This window comes from Prescottella soli (genome assembly GCF_040024445.1).
In the GTDB taxonomy this organism is placed as follows: domain Bacteria; phylum Actinomycetota; class Actinomycetes; order Mycobacteriales; family Mycobacteriaceae; genus Prescottella; species Prescottella soli.
Map to the genome: position 1 here is coordinate 1,110,806 of NZ_CP157276.1, position 17,472 is coordinate 1,128,277.

The following is a 17,472-nucleotide window of genomic DNA, read 5'->3' on the forward strand; positions in this document are numbered from 1 at the left end:
TTAGCCCATGGCTGTGCATTTGACGCGGATCTACACCAGGACCGGCGACGACGGAACCACCGGGCTGAGCGATTTCTCCCGAGTGTCCAAGAATGATCCCCGCCTCGTCGCCTACGCGGACTGCGACGAAACGAATGCGAGTATCGGCGTCGCGCTCGCGTTGGGTGCGCCGTCCGAGGAGATCGTCGAGGTGCTGCGCCAGATTCAGAACGATCTGTTCGACGCCGGTGCCGACCTGTCGACTCCGATCGTCGCCGAGCCGAAGTACCCGCCGCTGCGGGTGACGCAGTCGTACATCGATCGGGTCGAGGGTTGGTGCGACGCGTTCAACGAGCGACTCGAACCGCTGAACTCCTTCATCCTGCCGGGCGGGACTCCTCTCGGTGCTCTGCTGCACTCCGCCCGCACCGTCGCCCGTCGTGCCGAGCGGTCGGCGTGGGCGGCCGTCGAGGCCAGCCCGGACGATACGAGTGTGCTTCCCGCCAAGTACCTCAACCGGCTCTCCGACCTGCTGTTCATCGTCAGCAGAATCGCGAATCCCGGCGGCGACGTGCTGTGGAAGCCCGGTGCCGGCGGCAACGCCTAGACCGGTACGAGAACGACGAAAGGGAGGCCTGATGGCCTCCCTTTTTCATGTCGGATCGTCGTCCTGCTCCGGCCGACACCGGTTCAGGCCGGACGCCCCCGCATGGAGCGTCCCGACGGCCGCGATTCCACCCACGACAGGAACGCGGTCAGCGCACCACGATCGAGCGCGATCTCGTACGTGCGGTCCCCGTCGGCGACCTCGAGAATGACGATCTCGTCGGTCATGATGTCGTACTCGTTGCCGACCGGACCGCGCCGCGCGCCGACCTCGATGCCCTGCCGGCTCATCCGAGAGTCCGGTCCCGGGCGCAGGCTCGACAGCTTGTAGAAGACGAGCGATCCCTCGCCGTACCGCACCACCCCGTGCCGCCAGCCGCTACCGCCGGGCGCAGGCGTTATCCGCAGGATCGCCGCGGTACCGCCCCGGCGCAACACCATCAGTCGATACACGAAAGCCGCGACGAAGGCCGCGAGCAGGACTACCAGAATGATGAGAACTACCATCCCGATCGTCACTGCTCGTCGGCTCCGTCGCGGCTCGTCGTGAACTGACTAGGCGCGCTCGACCGCACGCAGCTGACCCTTGGCGACCGCAATCGCCTCGAGGTCGTCGGTGGTCTCCGCCAGAACGGCCTTGGCCGCCTCGACGTCGACATCCTGTGCCATGTCCGCGGACTCGGCCAGGATCGTCACCGTGGTGGCGGTCACCGAGAGGAAACCGCCGTGCACGGCCGCGACCACACGCTCGCCCTCGGCGGTCGTGATCGCAACCACGCCGCCCTCCACCAGCTGACCGAGGACCGGCTCATGCCCGGGCATGACACCGATCTCACCCTCGGTCGTCTGGGCGCTGACGAGCTTCGCCGATCCCGACCAGAGTCGCTGCTCGACGGCAACGAGTTCAACGGTCATCTCAGCCATGTCGGTCTACTTTCCGGCGATCTTCTTGGCAGCGGCCTCGACGTCGTCGAGTCCACCGCAGCTGTTGAACGCCTGCTCCGGCAGGTGGTCGAACTCGCCCTTGCAGACGCGGTCGAATGCCTCGATGGTGTCGCGCAGCGGCACGACCGAGCCGGGCTCACCGGTGAACTTCTCGGCGACGATGAAGTTCTGGCCGAGGAACTTCTGCAGACGACGGGCGCGGCCGACGAGGACCTTGTCCTCTTCCTGCAGCTCGTCCATACCGAGGATGGCGATGATGTCCTGCAGTTCCTTGTACTTCTGCAGGATCCGCTTCACCTCGTTCGCGACGCGGAAGTGCTCGGCACCGACGATGCCGGGCTCCAGGATGCGCGAGGTCGACGTCAGCGGGTCCACAGCGGGGTAGATACCCATCTGCGAAATCGGACGCGAGAGCTCGGTGGTCGCATCGAGGTGCGCGAAGGTGGTGGCCGGCGCCGGGTCGGTGTAGTCGTCGGCGGGGACGTAGATCGCCTGCAGCGAGGTGATCGAGCGGCCACGGGTCGAGGTGATGCGCTCCTGCAACTCACCCATCTCGTCGGCCAGCGTCGGCTGGTAACCCACGGCCGAGGGCATACGACCCAGCAGGGTCGAAACCTCGGAACCGGCCTGGGTGAACCGGAAGATGTTGTCGATGAACAGCAGAACGTCCTGGCCCTGGACATCGCGGAAGTACTCCGCCATGGTCAGCGCGGACAGGGCGACGCGCATACGCGTTCCCGGCGGCTCGTCCATCTGGCCGAAGACAAGGGCGGTGTCCTGGAGGACGCCCATCTCTTCCATCTCGAGGTGGAGGTCGGTGCCCTCACGGGTGCGCTCACCGACGCCTGCGAACACCGAGGTTCCGGAGAACTCGCGGGCGATACGGGTGATCATCTCCTGGATCAGAACGGTCTTGCCGACACCGGCACCACCGAACAGACCGATCTTGCCGCCCTTGACGTACGGGGTCAGCAGGTCGATGACCTTGATGCCGGTCTCGAGGATCTCGGTCTTGCCCTCGAGCTGATCGAAGGCCGGGGGCTTGCGGTGGATGCCCCACTGCTCGCCGTCGCGACCGGTGCCCGGAGCGTCGAGGCAGTCACCGAGGGCGTTGAACACGTGGCCCTTGACGACGTCACCGACGGGAACCGAGATCGGCTTGCCCGTGTCGGCCACCGCAGCGCCGCGGACCAGGCCGTCGGTCGGCTGCATCGAGATGGTGCGCACCAGGTTGTCGCCCAGGTGCTGCGCAACCTCGAGGGTCAGCGTCTTCGCCACGGACGGCAGGGTGACCTGCGAGTGCAGGGCGTTGAACAGGTCGGGAACATGGCCGCGCGGGAACTCAACGTCCACAACGGGACCGATGACCCGCACGACCCGGCCGGACGTGGTGTCCGCGCCGTTCGCGTTGGTTTGGGTTACTGCTGCGGTCATGTGCTAGTCACTTCCTGCGCTCGAGGCCAGCGCATTCGCGCCACCGACGATCTCGCTGATTTCCTGGGTGATCTGGGCCTGGCGAGCCTGGTTTGCCTGACGGCTCAGGGTGTTCACCAGTTCGTTCGCATTATCCGTCGCGGCCTTCATGGCCGTACGACGGGCGGCAGACTCCGAGGCGGCGGAGTCCAGCAGAGCGGAGTAGATGCGCGTGCTGACGTACTTCGGCAGCAGAGCCGACAGCAGCGTGCCGGCCTCGGGCTCGAAGTCGTAGCCAGCCACCGGACCCGACTTGCCGTCGTGCTGCCCGTTGGACAGCATGTCATCGCCCAACTCGATGTGATCCTCGGCGTAGTCCACCTCGAGGGGGGCCATCCGCCGGACTTCCGGCTTCTGGGTGAGCATCGAGACGAAGCGGGTGTAGACGATGTGGAGCTCGTCGACGCCTTCGATCATGCCTTCCCCGTTCGGGGCCTCGACCTCCGCACCGGAGCCGGCCATGAACAGCTCGACCAGGTGGCGGCTCGCCTTGGCGGCATCCGCGTAGCCGGGCTCCTGGGAGAAGCCGGTCCACGCTCCGCCGATGTTGCGCCCACGGAACGTGTAGTAGCCGAGGCCCTTCGAACCGAGCACGTAGATCACGGGCTCCTTGCCCTCGGAGCGCAGCAGCTGGAACAGCTCCTCCGCCTCCTTGAGAGCGTTCGAGTTGTAGCCACCGCACATACCGCGGTCGCTGGTGACGACCAGGACGGCAGCACGCTTCGGGTTCGCGCGCTCGTTGAGCAGCGGGTGATCGAGCGACGCCGACGCGCTGGCCAGCTCGGAGAGCACCTTGGTGATCTCCTCGGCGTACGGCTTGGAAGCCGCAACCCGGGCCTGCGCCTTCGTGATGCGCGAAGTCGCGATCAGTTCCTGCGCCTTGGTGATCTTCTTGGTCGAGTTGACCGACTTGATGCGAGAACGCAGTTCGCGGATGCTTGCCATCGATCGATCACTCTCCCTTCGGGTGACGCTGAGTCATGGGGTCCACGCTCACTTGCTGACAGTGGTGCGCTTGACGGTGACCTTCTCCTGGCCGACCTCGGAGGCGTCGAGAGCCTCGGCCTCGGCCTCGTTCACGACACGGCTTCCGTCAGAAGCGAGGAAGCCCTGCTTGAACTTGTCGGTGGCCGCCATGAGAGCGGTGATCGACGCGTCGTCCAGAGCCTTGCCGCCCTTGATCGACTCGTAGACACCGGCAGCGTTGCGGTGCAGGTCCTCGAGCAGCTCGGACTCGAAGCGGCGCACGTCTCCGACGGGAACCGAGTCGAACACGCCTTCGCCGGCGAGGTAGATCGAGATGATCTGGTCCTCGACCGCGATCGGCGAGTACTGGTCCTGCTTGAGCAGCTCGACCAGGCGCTGGCCGCGCTCGAGCTGAGCCTTCGAAGCGGCGTCCAGGTCCGAGGCGAAGGCCGAGAAGGCCTCGAGCTCACGGAACTGAGCCAGCTCCAGACGCAGCGAACCGGAGACCTTCTTCATGCCCTTGGTCTGCGCGGCGCCACCGACTCGGGAAACCGAGATACCGACGTTGATCGCGGGACGGATGCCCTTGTTGAACAGGTCGGACTCGAGGAAGACCTGACCGTCGGTGATGGAGATGACGTTGGTCGGGATGTACGCCGACACGTCGTTGGCCTTGGTCTCGATGATCGGCAGGGCCGTCAGCGAACCGCCACCGAGCTCGTCGGACAGCTTGGCCGAACGCTCCAGCAGACGCGAGTGCAGGTAGAAGACGTCACCCGGGTAGGCCTCACGTCCCGGCGGACGACGCAGCAGCAGCGAGATGGCGCGGTACGCCTCGGCCTGCTTGGTCAGGTCGTCGAACACGATGAGGACGTGCTTGCCCTGGTACATCCAGTGCTGGCCGATGGCCGAACCGGTGTAGGGGGCGAGCCACTTGAAGCCGGCGGAGTCGGAGGCCGGGGCGGCGACGATGGTGGTGTACTCCATCGCGCCCTGCTCCTCGAGCGCCTGCTTGACGCCGGCGATGGTGGAGCCCTTCTGGCCGATAGCGACGTAGATGCAGCGGACCTGCTGCTTCGGGTCGCCGGTCGCCCAGTTGGCCTTCTGGTTCAGGATGGCGTCGACGCAGACCGCGGTCTTGCCGGTCTTGCGGTCGCCGATGACGAGCTGACGCTGGCCGCGGCCGATCGGGGTCATGGCGTCGATAGCCTTGATACCGGTCTGCAGCGGCTCCTCGACGGGCTGACGCTCCAGCACCGTGGCGGCCTGCAGCTCGAGCGCGCGGGTCTCGGTGGTCTCGATGTCGCCGAGGCCGTCGATCGGACGACCCAGCGGGTCCACGACGCGGCCCAGGTAGCCGTCGCCGACCGGCACCGACAGAACGTCGCCGGTCCGCTTGACTTCCTGGCCCTCTTCGATGTGCTCGTAGTCACCCAGGACGACGGCACCGATCTCGGTGGCATCCAGGTTCAGGGCCACACCGAGCACGCCGCCCGGGAACTCCAGCAGCTCGTTGGCCATCGCCGACGGGAGGCCGGTGATGTGAGCGATGCCGTCGCTGGTGTCGGACACCACGCCGACCTCCTCGCGGGAGGCCTCCGGTGAGTAGCTCGCGGTGTAGTTCTCGATCGCGCTACGGATCTCGTCGGAGGAGATCGTCAGCTCCGCCATGTTTTTCCTGCTCTCGGTATCTGGTCTTCGAAAAGATCGGGAGTATGTGTTCGGTCGTCGGCTACTTGAAAGTCTTCCGCAGGGCAGCGAGGCGACCGGCCGCGCTCCCGTCGATGACCTCATGGCCCACCCGGACGACCATGCCGCTGAGGAGGGCCGGTTCGACCTCCACGTGCACGGTGACGGGCTTGCCGTAGGTGCGGGTCAGCGTCGCCGCGAGCCGCTCGACCTGCTCACTCGACAACGCAGAGGCGCTACGTACGTGCGCAACGGCCTTGTCTCGCTGAGCCGCAGCAAGGGCCGACAGCTCGTCGAACGCGTCCGCGGGGGCGGTCTTCAGGCGACCCACGGCCTGGATGGCGAGGGCCTCCGTGATCGCGGTGACCTTGCCGTACAGCAGCTTCGACAGCAGCTCGCGCTTGCCGGCGACGGGCGTCGAACGATCCGAAAGGACCTGCTCCAGCTGCGGGTTGCCGGCAACGATGCGACCGAGGCGGAAGAGCTCGTCCTCGACGGCGTCGCTCTGGTTCTGGCCGGCCGCAGCCCGAAGCAGGGACTCACGTCCGAGCGTGACCAGGGAGTTCAGCAGGTCGGCCGAGGACGACCAGTCCTGGCCCACGGCGGCCTCGAGGGCCGCCAGCGCCTCGGCGCCGACCTTCCCCGAGAACACCTGGCGGGCCAGGCCCTGGCGACCAGCGGCAGGCGTGGACGCGTCGGCCAGGGCACTCCGGAGAGTGCGCTGGCCGTCGAGAACCTCGACCACCGAGAACAGCTCGGATCCGGCCTGCGCCGCGGCCGCAGTGGCCGCGCCGGGGGAAACGGAATCCAACGCCGCGGTGAGCGCAGCACGAGTCTGCGTCAGGGCTTCACGGCTCGCTGCGTACATGGTGCTCACTTTCCTGCTGCGGAATCGGCGCTGACTGCGTCCAGCTCGTTGAGGAAGCGATCGACCGTTCCGGCGCGCTTGACGTCGTCGGCCAGCGACTCACCGATGACCTTCTCGGCCAGGTCGACCGCGGTCTTGCCGAGGTCGGCCCGCAGCTCGGTCACGATCTGCTGGCGCTGTGCGACCAGCTGGCTGTGACCGGCGGCGACGATGCGATCGCTCTCCTCCTGGGCCTGCGCCTTCATCTCGGAGATGATCTGCTGGCCCTGAGTACGTGCTTCCTCGCGGATCTGTGCGGCCTCGGTGCGAGCCTCGGCGAGCTGGGCATGGTACTGCTCCAGCGCGGCCTTGGCCTCGACCTGAGCCTCTTCGGCACGCTTGATGCCGCCGTCGATCTGCTCGGTGCGCTCGGCGAGAACCTTCTGGAACATCGGAAGAACAAGCTTCCAGAAGACGAACCCGACGACCACCAGGGCGACGATCGACCACACGATGTCATACGTCGCGGGCAGGAGGGGGTTGTGTTCCTCCCCCTCGGCCGCGAGCAATGCGATGGTGGTTGACATGGTGTTCTTAGAAGATGAAGCCGGCGACGAGGCCGATCAGCGCCAGGGCCTCGGTGAACGCGATACCGAGGAACATCGTGGTACGCACCTGGCCGGCCATCTCGGGCTGACGAACCATGCCCTCGATCGCCTTACCGACGACGATACCGATACCGACGCCGGGGCCGATGGCCGCGAGGCCGTAACCGACCGCACCGAGACCCTTGAACTTGGTCTCCGCAGTCTGCGCGAGGACGTCGACTGCCTGAAGCGCAACGCTCATTTGGTGTTCCGTTCCCTTTCTGTTGCCCACCGCCGGTCGGCCGGTGGGGCAGGTCTATCGATGTGAGTTGTCAGTGCGAGTCGGCGTGCAGGGCCAGGTCGATGTACACCGCGGTGAGCAGCGCGAAGACGTAAGCCTGAAGGCCGATCACCAGCAACTCGAAGAAGGTCATGGCGACGCCCGCGAGGATCGACGGGACACCGAAGATCGCCTGGAACCCTCCGGAGGTGAAGAAGAAGTACTGCGTGGCGCCGAAGAACAGCACCAGCAGGATGTGGCCGGCGAGCATGTTGGCCATGAGTCGGACCATCAGCGTGAACGGCCGGAGCACGAACGTCGAGAGGAACTCGATCGGGATCAGCAGCACGTGCAGCGCAGGCGGGACGCCGGGAACGACGACGCTGGACCGGACGTACTTGAAGAAGCCGTGCTTCTTGATACCCACGTAGTTGAACGTGATGTACGCCAGCGCGGCGAGCACGAGCGGCATCCCGATCTTCGCGTTGGGCGAGATATTGAGGAAAGGAATGACACTCGCAACGTTACTTGCCAGCACGATGAAGAAGATCGTCGTGATGATGGGCAGGAAGCGCTTGCCCTGTTCCTTGCCGAGGATGTCCTCCGCGATGTGGATCCGAACGAAATCGAGCGCGTACTCGGCAACATTCTGGACACCGCGCGGAACGATCTTCGGGCTGCGCATCGCGATGATGAAGAACAGTGCGACCACTGCCGACATCAGGAGACGGATCAGCATCAGACGATCGAGCTCGAAGGGGGTGCCCTCGAACAGCACTGCAGGCGGGTAGAAATCATCGAGTGACGGCGGATGGTATTCACCCGCGGCCATGAAGGTGACGCTCAGCGGTCTCTCCCGTAGTCGGCCGCAGGCATCGCTGTCTGCGGTTCGATCGGACATTGACGATCTAACAAGTCGACCAGGTCGGCTCGCGTATTCGTCAGCAGCTGGAGACTCGGTGAACCGGTCCTGGCGTCTGTCGGTGTCGGCGACTGTCGTCGACTCGGCAACAAGAGGGCGGTTCCATCCGAATCCGATATTCGGACAACTCCGACGACCCCGGCTGCCTACAAGCGTCGGCCACACGTCGGGATTTCTGGACTTTCCCGTCGTCAGCGCACTTGCTTGGCCCAGAGACTATCAAGACATCTACGACGTTGTGTAGATGGGGTCCCCTTGAACTCTGAAACACGTTCCATAAACCTGCGGCAGGACCCAGTCAGGCGGTTCCCGACTCCTCGTCGGATTCGGCCGGACTCACGTACGGGACCCTCGTCTGCAGCACGCCGTACGTCTCCGCACCCAGCACGATGACGAGCGACAGCACGATCACGATCACCATCGCCTGACGGTTGTAGAAGTCGAGCGGATCGAGGATCGCGAGCACCGCGATTGCCAGGATCATCTTGAGCAGCCAGCTCCCGAGCAGCACCGCGCCCGCCGTCGTGGCGGGCAACTTGGCGGTGAGCAGGACGGCAAGCACCGTGCACAGGATGAAGCCGCCGCCGACCGCGGCACCGAGCAGCGCACCCCACAGTCCGGCGACACCGGCGAAGAGGGTCGCGATGATCGCACCGCCGACGGCGAGCACGAGCAGTCCGAGCACGCCGTAGCGGAGCCCTCGGCGGAGCGCTGCGGTGGGATCGGAAGAATACGGCTCTGGTGTCGAAGTCACGGAACCCAGGTTAGAGGAACGCTGGTAGAGGACATCCGCCCCCGCCCGCACGGACGCCTCCTACCGGCGACGATCCTCTTGCAGTCCCCGCCACGACGGCACAGCCGTCACCACGAGCGCGAACACCAGTCCCGCCGCAACGAGCAGGACGACCACGCGCCGGTCGATCAGGGACGAGCCGACGGCGCCGAACGCGAGAACCCCGACCCACAAGTAGATCAACAGGACCACCCGCCGGTGCGAGTGTCCGATCTGCATCAGCCGGTGATGCAGATGCATCTTGTCGGGGCTGAAGGGACTGACGCCGGCCCGGGTACGCCGGACGATGGCGAGCAACAGGTCGAGGATCGGAATGAACATGACCGCGCTGACCAGCAGCAGCGGCGTGAGCAGACCCACGAGATCGCGGGATCCGTACGCGCTCAGACTGATCCGACCCGACGCACTCGTCGACACCGCGGCCAGTGTCAGACCGATCAGCATCGACCCCGAGTCGCCCATGAAGATCCGCGCGGGCTGGAAATTGTGCGGCAGGAAGCCGAGACAGGCTCCGGCGAGCGCCGCCGCGATCATCGCCGGTGGGTACGCGCTGACGTCGCCGCCCTGGTCGTGCAACAACCCCACCGAGAACGCGCAGATCGCCAGCGATGCGATGAGACCCAGGCCGGCCGCCAGACCGTCGAGTCCGTCGACGAAGTTCATCGCGTTGATCATCACGACCGTCACCGCGACGGTCACCAAGCCGGCCTGGAGTTGGTCGAGGATCACCGTGGTGTCGCCGAAGGGCTGGTAGATGATGTACCAACTCACCCCCATGACCGCGAGGATCCCGGCCGCGGTGACCTGACCGACGAACTTGGTGAGGGCGTCGAGGCCCCAGCGGTCGTCGATCACCCCGACCAACACGATCACGAAACCGGCCACGAGGACGGCACTGATGTCGGTGGTGAACTCGAACCCTCGCGTCAGCGCGGGGAGTTGTTGCGCGAAGAGCAACGCGACGAGCATGCCGATGTACATGCCGACCCCGCCCAGCCGCGGGATCGGCTGGACGTGCACGTCACGATCTCGCGGCACCGCGACGGCCCCGAACCGGATGGCGACCACCCGGACGGCACCCGTCCCGAGGAACGTGACCACGGCCGCCGTGAACAGCACGAGCAGCAGTTCGCGCAGCGGGACACCAGCCCCATTTCCACCCTGGGCGAGCGCCAGCACCGCCGTATCCGCAGAACTCACCTCGACGACGCTACCGGCACGTCTGCCCGCGGACGGGATTGAGTGCGACGCGTCCGATCACGGTCACTGTCCCTCCGGGAGCAGGCTGTCGGCGGTGACTCCGAGCACCTCGGCGACGGCGGCCGTGGCAACGGCGCCCTCGCGCAGGATCCGCGGCTCGTCCGCGGTGAGGTCGACGATCGTCGAGGCGACGGCGTGCGTGGCCGGTCCGCCGTCGAGGTAGACGCTGGCCGCGCCGCCCAACTGGTCCCGCGCCTCGTCCACGGTCGTCGCCGCGGGACGTCCGGAGATGTTCGCGCTGGAGACGGCCATCGGCCCGACCTCGCGCAGCAACTCGAGCGCGACAGGGTGCAGCGGCATCCGGAGCATGACGGTGCCACGGCTGTCACCGAGGTCCCAGGCAAGCGAAGGTGCTTGCTGCACAACGACACTGAGGCCGCCGGGCCAGAAGGCCTTTATGAGCTCCCGGGCCTGGGGGCGCACCGAGTAGACCAGACCGTCGATCGTGGTCCACGAGCCGACCAGGACGGGCACCGGCATGTCGCGACCGCGGCCCTTCGCGCGCAACAGGCTCGCGACGGCGTCGCCGTCGAAGGCGTCGGCGCCCAGGCCGTACACGGTGTCCGTCGGGAGGACGACGAGCCGACCGGCCTTGAGCGCGTTCTTCGCGGCGGTCAGTCCTGCTTCGCGGTTGTCGGGATCCTTGCAGTCGTAGACAGTGCTCACGCCCTCATCCTTTCACCCACGTTCGAGCCGCCGTCATCGCGCCGCCTCGACGTCGGTGGCGACGCGCTGTGCCACGACGAAACGGGGCCGGCCCGCGAGGTCCGGATGCTCGGCCACGTGGCCGAACACGCGACGGGTCCGGAACAGCTCCGCGACCTGTGCACCGTTGGTGTCGTCGTGCTCGACGCCGACGGCGCCGCCGATGCGCAGCCACCGCGCGATGTTGTTGACCATGGGCTTGATCACCGAGAGACCGTCGGCGCCGCCGAACAGCGCCGAGTGCGGATCATGGTCCGCCACTTCAGGATCCAGCACCGCACCTTCCGGGATGTACGGCGGATTCGACACGATCAGGTCGACGCCGCCTTCGAGCGCGGTCAGCAGTCCACGGTCCGTGACGTCACCCTGCACGAGGTTGATCGGGGTGTCCCCGGCGGCCCCGCGACGGTCGGCATTGCGTCGCGCCCACGCCAGCGCCCGCGGTTCGAGCTCCACCGCGTGCACGACAGCGTCCGGGCGGGCGTGCGCGATCGCGAGCGCAAGCGCCCCGGATCCCGTGCACAGGTCCATCACGACCGGCGCGCGTCGACCACACGCCTCGAGCTGGGCGAGTGCCCACGCGAGCAGTAGTTCGGTCTCGGGCCTGGGCACGAACACACCGGGTCCCACCTCGAGCGAGATGTTGCCCATGGCCGTGGAACCGGTGATGTACTGCAGCGGGATCCGCTGGGCTCGGCGGGCGACCAGGTCGCGGTACTCCTCGATGACGGACGGATCGACGAGCGGCACCAGACCCAGACGGGTTCGTTCCACACCCAGTAGATGGGCGGCGAGCAGCTCGGCGTCCACGCGGGCCGAGGGAACCCCCGCCCGCTCCAACTCGGCGGCTGCCTCGATGATGGCCAGGCGGAGAGGTTGTCGACTCACGGGTACAGCCTGCCACGTCGGTCACGGACACAGCACGGATAGGTGCCGGTCGGCTTGCATCGCGTCTTTCGGGCGCCCACCGGAGATAAAATGCGACCGGTCTGAATATCGTCAGACCGAGGTCGGACTAAGGAACGTCCCATGTTCTCCGCCACAGCGGCCCGCGTTCTCGCCGCCGCATTGCTCACCACAGCCACCGTGTCGATCGGACCGGCGATCGCGCTCGCCGCACCGTTCAACGTGCAACCCGCCCCTGCGATCTGCCCCAACGGGATGGCCCCGGCCGACGCCACTCCCCTACCGGGTGGTCGCCTGGCGATCAGCGTCCCCGAGGGCCCGCCGGCCGGCGGGGGCCGGGTCGTGTGGACAAACACCAGCACTGGCGCCAACGGCATCGCCACGCTCACCAACAACGGCAGCCGGGCCGAGTTCGTCGCCGACACCGGACCCGGCACCGTCGTCACCGTGCTCGACGGTGTCTACACGAACGGCGCCGGCCAACCCTGCGTTCTCGTGCAGGGCGGCGTCGCGACGACCGTCGTGCCCTGACGCCGCTCACTCCGCGGCGAGGCGGGCCTCCCGGTCGGCCTGGCCGAGGGCGTCGAGCAGCGCACCCATGTCGCCGTCGAGCACGGCGTCGAGGTTGTGCGCCTTGAACCCGATGCGGTGATCGGTGATGCGGTTCTCGGGGAAGTTGTAGGTGCGGATGCGCTCGGAGCGGTCGACCGTGCGGATCTGGCTCTGCCGACCGGCGGACGCCTCGGCGTCGGCGGCCTCCTCGGCCGCCGCCTGCAGGCGCGCCGCGAGAACCTGCATGGCGCGGGCCTTGTTCTGCAGCTGCGAACGCTCGTTCTGACAGGTCACGACGATGCCCGTCGGCAGGTGAGTGATGCGGACCGCGGAGTCGGTGGTGTTGACGCCCTGCCCACCCTTGCCCGACGACCGGTAGACGTCGATGCGCAGGTCCGTCTCGTCGATCTGCACCTCCTCGACTTCCTCCGGCTCGGGGTAGATGAGGACACCCGCCGCGGACGTGTGGACTCGGCCCTGCGATTCCGTCACCGGGACGCGCTGCACGCGGTGCACGCCACCTTCGAACTTGAGCCGCGACCAGACGCCGTCACGGACGTCGCCCTTCGACTTGATCGAGATCGTGGCGTCCTTGTAGCCACCGAGGTCGGACACGGTGGCGTCGAGGATCTCGACCCGCCACCCGGCGCGCTCGGCGTACCGGACGTACATGCGCGCGAGGTCGGACGCGAACAGCGCGGACTCCTCGCCACCTTCACCGGACTTGAGCTCGAGCACCACGTCGTCGGCGTCGTGCGGGTCACGCGGGGCGAGCAGGTCGGTGAGCGTCTTGTCGAGTTCGGCCACCGCCTCCTCGAGGACGGGAACCTCGGCGGCGAACGCGGAATCGTCGGCGGCCAGCTCACGGGCGGCTTCGAGATCCTCCTGCGCGGCCTTGAGCTTGGAGTAGGTGGCCATGACAGGTGCGAGTTCGGCGAAGCGCTTACCCGCCTTGCGGGCCGCTGCCGGATCGTTGTGCAACGCCGGATCCGCGAGCTGCTGCTCCAGACCCGCGTGCTCGGCCAGGATGTCGTCGATCGCCGACGGCTGCGTCGTCCCTGCCATGGTTGGCTCCTGTTTTCCGCGATTTGCGCACTTGTCGGTGTTGTCGAGGCCCTCCGAACAGCGGCAAGTGCGCAAAGCGGGGTTCGGGGACGGCACAAAAAAGCCGACGCCCGGCCTGCAGGTTCGCAGGACGGGCGTCGGCGGGGCAGCTACTGGTCGGCAGCGGCCTTCTTGGGGGCACGCTTGCCGTAGCGAGCCTCGAAGCGAGCCACGCGGCCGCCGGTGTCGAGGATCTTCTGCTTGCCGGTGTAGAACGGGTGGCACTGCGAGCAAACTTCGACGTTGATACGTCCGCTGGTCGCCGTGCTGTGGGTCTCGAACGTGTTGCCGCAACCGCACACGACGGTCGTCGCAACGTACTCGGGGTGAATTCCAGCCTTCATGGTGTCCCTTTCAATGGCCGCCGGGTCGACCTCGCCGTTCGAGGACGTGAACCGGAACCGGACATAGTTGTCACGCGGTCGATCATTCTGCCAGATCGCCGGTGCTTCTCCTAAACGCGCCGCCCGCCGGGAAGATTCCCGACGGGCGCCGATCGGACATCAGTCCGCGAGTGAGCCCGGAGCCGTCTTCGAGACCGTCATGAGGAACTCGACGTTGCTCTTGCTCTTCTTGAGCCGGTCGACGAGCAGGTCGATCGCCTGGTGCGTGTCCAGACCGGACAGCACGCGCCGCAGCTTGTGCACGACAGCGAACTCGTCGGGGCTCATCAGGAGCTCGTCCTTGCGGGTACTCGACAGGTTGACGTCGACGGCCGGGAACACCCGCCGCTCGGCGATCTTGCGGTCGAGCTTGAGCTCGGCGTTGCCGGTGCCCTTGAACTCCTCGAAGATCACGGTGTCGCCGGTCGATCCGGTCTCCACCAGGGCGGAGGCGATGATCGTCAGCGAGCCGCCGTTCTCGATGTTGCGCGCGGCACCCAGGAAACGCTTGGGCGGGTACAGCGCCGTCGAGTCGACACCACCGGAGAGGATGCGCCCGGAGGCCGGCGACGAGTTGTTGTACGCGCGGCCCAGTCGGGTGATCGAGTCGAGCAGCACCACGACATCACGGCCGGCCTCCACGAGACGCTTCGCCCGCTCGATGGCGAGCTCGGCGACCGAGGTGTGATCGGCCGGCGGGCGGTCGAACGTCGAGGCGATGACCTCGCCGTTCACCGACCGCTGCATGTCGGTGACCTCTTCCGGACGCTCATCGACGAGGACGACCATCAGGTAGCACTCGGGGTTGTTGACCGAGATCGCGTTCGCGATGTCCTGCAGGACGGTGGTCTTACCGGCCTTCGGGGGCGACACGATGAGCGCACGCTGGCCCTTGCCGATCGGCATGACCAGGTCGATCACGCGGGTCGTCAGGATGTTCGGTGTGGTCTCGAGGCGCAGACGCTGGTTCGGGTATAGCGGCGTGAGCTTGTTGAACTCCGGACGCTTGCGCGCGGCCTCGGGATCGTGGCCGTTGACGGTGTCCAGGCGGACCAGCGGGTTGAACTTCTGCCGCTGGTTACTCTGCTCGCCCTCGCGCGGGACGCGGACCGCGCCGGTGATCGCGTCACCGCGGCGCAGGCCGTTCTTGCGAACGAGGTTCATCGAGACGTACACGTCGTTCGGGCCGGCCAGGTAGCCGGACGTGCGCACGAACGCGTAGTTGTCGAGGACGTCGAGGATGCCGGCGACCGGCTGCAGGACGTCGTCCTCGCGGATCTCGGGCTCGCGGCCCTCGCCCGCCTCGCCGCGGTCACGACCACGACGACGCTCGCGGAAGCGACGTCCGCGCCGTCCGCGACCGCCCTCTTCGTCGTCGCCGTCACGGCGCTCGCCACGGCCCTCGCCGCGCGGGCCGTTGCCGCCCTGGCTGCGGTCGCCACGGTCACCACGCTCGCCGCGGTCACCACGGTCACCACGCTCGCCACCGCGCTCACCGCGCTCGCCACGCTCACCGCGCTCGCCACGCTCACCGCGCTCACGACGGCCACCGCGCTCGCCGCGCTCGTCGGCCTGCTGGTCCTTGCCCTGCTCGCGGCCCTGCTCGCGCGCCTCGCCCTGCTTGGCTTCGCCGTCCTTGACCTCGGCCGTGCGGCTCTCAGCCGGCGCGTCCTCGGTTGCGGTGCTCGTCGACGCGGCGTCGGCGGAATCCGCACCGGCCTGCTCGGGGGCACCCGCGCGGCGGGACGACCCGCGGCGCTGACGACCCCGGCGCGGTGCCTGGTCGCCGTCGGCGTCCTGCGCGTCGGCGTCGGCGGGCGCAGATGCGGCCTGCGCCTTGCGCGCGGCCGGCTTCTCTGCGGCGGGCGCCTCGGCGGCCGGCGTGCCGTTGGCGGCCTTGGCGGCGGCGCCACCCTGCCGCTCCTTGATCGCGGCGATCAGATCGCCCTTGCGCATCCCCGAGGTGCCCTTGATGCCGAGTTCGCCCGCGAGCGAACGCAGCTCGGCGAGCACCATGCCGGAGAGTCCGGCGCCACGACGGGCCTCGGCGCGCTTGGTCGACGCGGCGACCGCGCCCTCGCGCGGTGCAGCGTCAGAAGTCTGTGGAGGATTGCCCGCCCGGGCACCCGCGGCCTCTGCCGGGGAATCTTGAACAGGCGTGGCAATCAGGTCCGTATCGGTCACGGAGGTCCTTTCCTTCCCTCGCTCGCGCTGCGCAAAGTCGAGGGTTCGTCCCGCAGTTCAGTCGACAACTGAACTCGGATGTGCCGTATCCGCTGGATGGAATTTCGGCTTGTCCCCCATCACATCACCCGAGAAGGCGAGTGCTGTCGATCCATCAACGCGAGAGAAGCGCGTGAGGATCATGCCAGGTATCCCCCGAAGAAATGGAGTGATTGTCCTGGTGAAGCACCGGCGTCTGAAGCGCACGATGTACGGACACGCTCAGGATAGCGGCCAATGCCCTACTCGGCAAGAACCGATGGGTAACCGATCCTGAGCGCGTCCGATTCAGTTCACCTGAACGCCGTCGGCGATCTCGAGCTCGAGGACCCGCAGTCCGTCCTGCTCGGCTTCGTTCCGGAGCGCGTCCGGGAACGGTTGGTCGGACAGCGCCAGCACCGTCGGGCCCGCGCCCGAGACGGTGGCCGCGATCCCGGCCTCACGGAGCTTCCCGATCCACCGCGTCGTCAGCGGAAGCGCGGGCGCGCGCTGCGCCTGGTGCAGCTTGTCCTCGGTGGCGGTCATCAGCAGGTCGGGACGCTGTGTGAGCGCGACCACCGCCAGCGCGCCGCGGCTGACGTTGAAGGCCGCGTCGCGATGCGGCACGGTCTCCGGCAGCAGCCCCCGGGTCAGCGCGGTCGACGACCGCTCCGACGGGACCAGCGCCACGACCCGGATGTCCGGGTGGACCGACAACCGCACCGCGTTGTAGAGACGCTGCGACTCGTCGTCGACCTCGGTCTCGCTCCACGACACGACCACGCCGCCGAGGACGCTGGCGGCGGCGTTGTCGGGGTGGCCTTCGAACTCGGACGACAGCTGCACCAGCTGGGCATCGGTCAGCGCCAGTTCGGGCGCCGCCTTGCGAGCCAGACCGTTGGCCGCGGCCAGGCCGCCGACCGCGGCCGACGCCGACGAGCCGAGTCCCCGCGAGTGAGGAATGGCGTTCCGGCACACCACGTCCAGACCGTCGGCCCACAGGCCGGCCGCCTCGAGGCCCCGCTCGATGGCGCGGACGACGAGGTGGGACGGACCCCACGGCACGTCGTCCGCACCTTCGCCCTCGACCCGGATCGTCAGTCCCGAATCCGTGGTCGTGACAGTGATCTCGTCGTACAGACCGAGCGCGAGACCCAACGTGTCGAATCCCGGTCCGAGATTCGCGCTCGAAGCGGGAACACGCGCGGTCACCGTGAGTCCGGTGGGGAGGGTCTGAGTCATCGCCTGGTTCACTGCCGTGTCCGGAGCCGTC

19 protein-coding genes are annotated in these 17,472 nt (G+C 67.5%); 2 read left to right on the plus strand and 17 right to left on the minus strand.

All coding sequences use genetic code 11. The features are described 5' to 3' along the window. Positions 1–7 precede the first annotated feature (7 nt). Positions 8–586, plus strand: coding sequence for a cob(I)yrinic acid a,c-diamide adenosyltransferase (locus ABI214_RS05160; RefSeq protein ID WP_348606785.1), 579 nt, complete (start codon positions 8–10; stop codon positions 584–586). 83 nt (positions 587–669) lie between these two features. On the opposite strand, the gene ABI214_RS05165 is transcribed toward ABI214_RS05160, so the two are convergent. From ABI214_RS05165 to prmC, 13 genes are all read right to left on the minus strand, one after another. After that, on the minus strand, positions 670–1,092 hold the full coding sequence (locus ABI214_RS05165) for a DUF2550 domain-containing protein (RefSeq protein WP_348606788.1): 423 nt from the start codon (positions 1,090–1,092) through the stop codon (positions 670–672). A 48-nt stretch (positions 1,093–1,140) separates the two neighbouring features. After that, entirely contained in the window at positions 1,141–1,509 is a 369-nt protein-coding gene (locus tag ABI214_RS05170; RefSeq protein WP_348606791.1) for a F0F1 ATP synthase subunit epsilon, read from the minus strand. Between the two features lie 6 nt (positions 1,510–1,515). Beyond that, a complete protein-coding gene (gene atpD, locus ABI214_RS05175) occupies positions 1,516–2,964 on the minus strand; it encodes a F0F1 ATP synthase subunit beta (protein ID WP_348606794.1) in 1,449 nt (482 codons plus the stop codon). Positions 2,965–2,967: 3 nt separating this feature from the next. Further along, complete coding sequence (locus tag ABI214_RS05180; protein ID WP_348606797.1) at positions 2,968–3,948, minus strand: F0F1 ATP synthase subunit gamma; 981 nt, start codon at positions 3,946–3,948, stop codon at positions 2,968–2,970. Between the two features lie 48 nt (positions 3,949–3,996). Beyond that, positions 3,997–5,640, minus strand: coding sequence for a F0F1 ATP synthase subunit alpha (gene atpA / locus ABI214_RS05185; protein ID WP_348606800.1), 1,644 nt, complete (start codon positions 5,638–5,640; stop codon positions 3,997–3,999). 61 nt (positions 5,641–5,701) lie between these two features. After that, on the minus strand, positions 5,702–6,526 hold the full coding sequence (locus tag ABI214_RS05190; protein ID WP_348606803.1) for a F0F1 ATP synthase subunit delta: 825 nt from the start codon (positions 6,524–6,526) through the stop codon (positions 5,702–5,704). 5 nt (positions 6,527–6,531) lie between these two features. Then, on the minus strand, positions 6,532–7,092 hold the full coding sequence (locus tag ABI214_RS05195) for a F0F1 ATP synthase subunit B (protein ID WP_280760775.1): 561 nt from the start codon (positions 7,090–7,092) through the stop codon (positions 6,532–6,534). A 7-nt stretch (positions 7,093–7,099) separates the two neighbouring features. After that, positions 7,100–7,354: an ATP synthase F0 subunit C gene (locus ABI214_RS05200; protein ID WP_280760776.1), complete on the minus strand. Its 255-nt coding sequence runs from the start codon at positions 7,352–7,354 to the stop codon at positions 7,100–7,102. A gap of 70 nt (positions 7,355–7,424) precedes the next feature. Then, positions 7,425–8,204 (minus strand): F0F1 ATP synthase subunit A, encoded by a 780-nt coding sequence (atpB, locus tag ABI214_RS05205; protein WP_348606807.1) that lies wholly within the window; start codon positions 8,202–8,204, stop codon positions 7,425–7,427. Positions 8,205–8,592: 388 nt separating this feature from the next. After that, on the minus strand, positions 8,593–9,057 hold the full coding sequence (locus tag ABI214_RS05210) for a hypothetical protein (RefSeq protein WP_348611291.1): 465 nt from the start codon (positions 9,055–9,057) through the stop codon (positions 8,593–8,595). Positions 9,058–9,108: 51 nt separating this feature from the next. Next, positions 9,109–10,287 carry a glycosyltransferase family 4 protein gene (locus ABI214_RS05215; protein WP_348606810.1) on the minus strand — a complete coding sequence of 393 codons (1,179 nt, stop codon included), beginning with the start codon at positions 10,285–10,287 and terminating at the stop codon, positions 9,109–9,111. A 63-nt stretch (positions 10,288–10,350) separates the two neighbouring features. Continuing rightward, positions 10,351–11,013 (minus strand): L-threonylcarbamoyladenylate synthase, encoded by a 663-nt coding sequence (locus ABI214_RS05220; protein ID WP_348606813.1) that lies wholly within the window; start codon positions 11,011–11,013, stop codon positions 10,351–10,353. Between the two features lie 33 nt (positions 11,014–11,046). Then, entirely contained in the window at positions 11,047–11,940 is an 894-nt protein-coding gene (gene prmC, locus ABI214_RS05225) for a peptide chain release factor N(5)-glutamine methyltransferase (RefSeq protein WP_348606816.1), read from the minus strand. Between the two features lie 141 nt (positions 11,941–12,081). Between prmC and ABI214_RS05230 the strand changes: the two genes are divergently transcribed. Then, on the plus strand, positions 12,082–12,489 hold the full coding sequence (locus tag ABI214_RS05230; RefSeq protein ID WP_348606819.1) for an amidohydrolase: 408 nt from the start codon (positions 12,082–12,084) through the stop codon (positions 12,487–12,489). Positions 12,490–12,495: 6 nt separating this feature from the next. Here the strand turns inward: ABI214_RS05230 and prfA are convergent, their stop codons facing one another. The 4 genes from prfA to thrB form a co-directional block, all read right to left on the minus strand. After that, positions 12,496–13,575, minus strand: coding sequence for a peptide chain release factor 1 (gene prfA, locus ABI214_RS05235; RefSeq protein WP_348606822.1), 1,080 nt, complete (start codon positions 13,573–13,575; stop codon positions 12,496–12,498). Positions 13,576–13,724: 149 nt separating this feature from the next. Next, entirely contained in the window at positions 13,725–13,958 is a 234-nt protein-coding gene (gene rpmE / locus ABI214_RS05240; RefSeq protein WP_348606825.1) for a 50S ribosomal protein L31, read from the minus strand. A gap of 159 nt (positions 13,959–14,117) precedes the next feature. After that, positions 14,118–16,181, minus strand: a complete 2,064-nt coding sequence (gene rho, locus ABI214_RS05245; RefSeq protein ID WP_348606828.1) for a transcription termination factor Rho — start codon at positions 16,179–16,181, stop codon at positions 14,118–14,120. 327 nt (positions 16,182–16,508) lie between these two features. After that, positions 16,509–17,441, minus strand: a complete 933-nt coding sequence (gene thrB, locus ABI214_RS05250) for a homoserine kinase (protein WP_348606830.1) — start codon at positions 17,439–17,441, stop codon at positions 16,509–16,511. Between the last annotated feature and the right edge of the window lie 31 nt (positions 17,442–17,472).

Coding starts and splice junctions, on each gene's coding strand:
- atpA (WP_348606800.1), bottom strand. CDS start 5,640: ATGGCGGAGCTGACGATCTCCTCCGACGAGATCCGTAGCGCGATCGAG.
- ABI214_RS05230 (WP_348606819.1), top strand. CDS start 12,082: ATGTTCTCCGCCACAGCGGCCCGCGTTCTCGCCGCCGCATTGCTCACC.
- atpB (WP_348606807.1), bottom strand. CDS start 8,204: ATGGCCGCGGGTGAATACCATCCGCCGTCACTCGATGATTTCTACCCG.
- ABI214_RS05170 (WP_348606791.1), bottom strand. CDS start 1,509: ATGGCTGAGATGACCGTTGAACTCGTTGCCGTCGAGCAGCGACTCTGG.
- rpmE (WP_348606825.1), bottom strand. CDS start 13,958: ATGAAGGCTGGAATTCACCCCGAGTACGTTGCGACGACCGTCGTGTGC.
- ABI214_RS05190 (WP_348606803.1), bottom strand. CDS start 6,526: ATGTACGCAGCGAGCCGTGAAGCCCTGACGCAGACTCGTGCTGCGCTC.
- ABI214_RS05160 (WP_348606785.1), top strand. CDS start 8: ATGGCTGTGCATTTGACGCGGATCTACACCAGGACCGGCGACGACGGA.
- prfA (WP_348606822.1), bottom strand. CDS start 13,575: ATGGCAGGGACGACGCAGCCGTCGGCGATCGACGACATCCTGGCCGAG.
- ABI214_RS05165 (WP_348606788.1), bottom strand. CDS start 1,092: ATGGTAGTTCTCATCATTCTGGTAGTCCTGCTCGCGGCCTTCGTCGCG.
- ABI214_RS05180 (WP_348606797.1), bottom strand. CDS start 3,948: ATGGCAAGCATCCGCGAACTGCGTTCTCGCATCAAGTCGGTCAACTCG.
- ABI214_RS05195 (WP_280760775.1), bottom strand. CDS start 7,092: ATGTCAACCACCATCGCATTGCTCGCGGCCGAGGGGGAGGAACACAAC.
- thrB (WP_348606830.1), bottom strand. CDS start 17,441: ATGACTCAGACCCTCCCCACCGGACTCACGGTGACCGCGCGTGTTCCC.
- atpD (WP_348606794.1), bottom strand. CDS start 2,964: ATGACCGCAGCAGTAACCCAAACCAACGCGAACGGCGCGGACACCACG.
- ABI214_RS05200 (WP_280760776.1), bottom strand. CDS start 7,354: ATGAGCGTTGCGCTTCAGGCAGTCGACGTCCTCGCGCAGACTGCGGAG.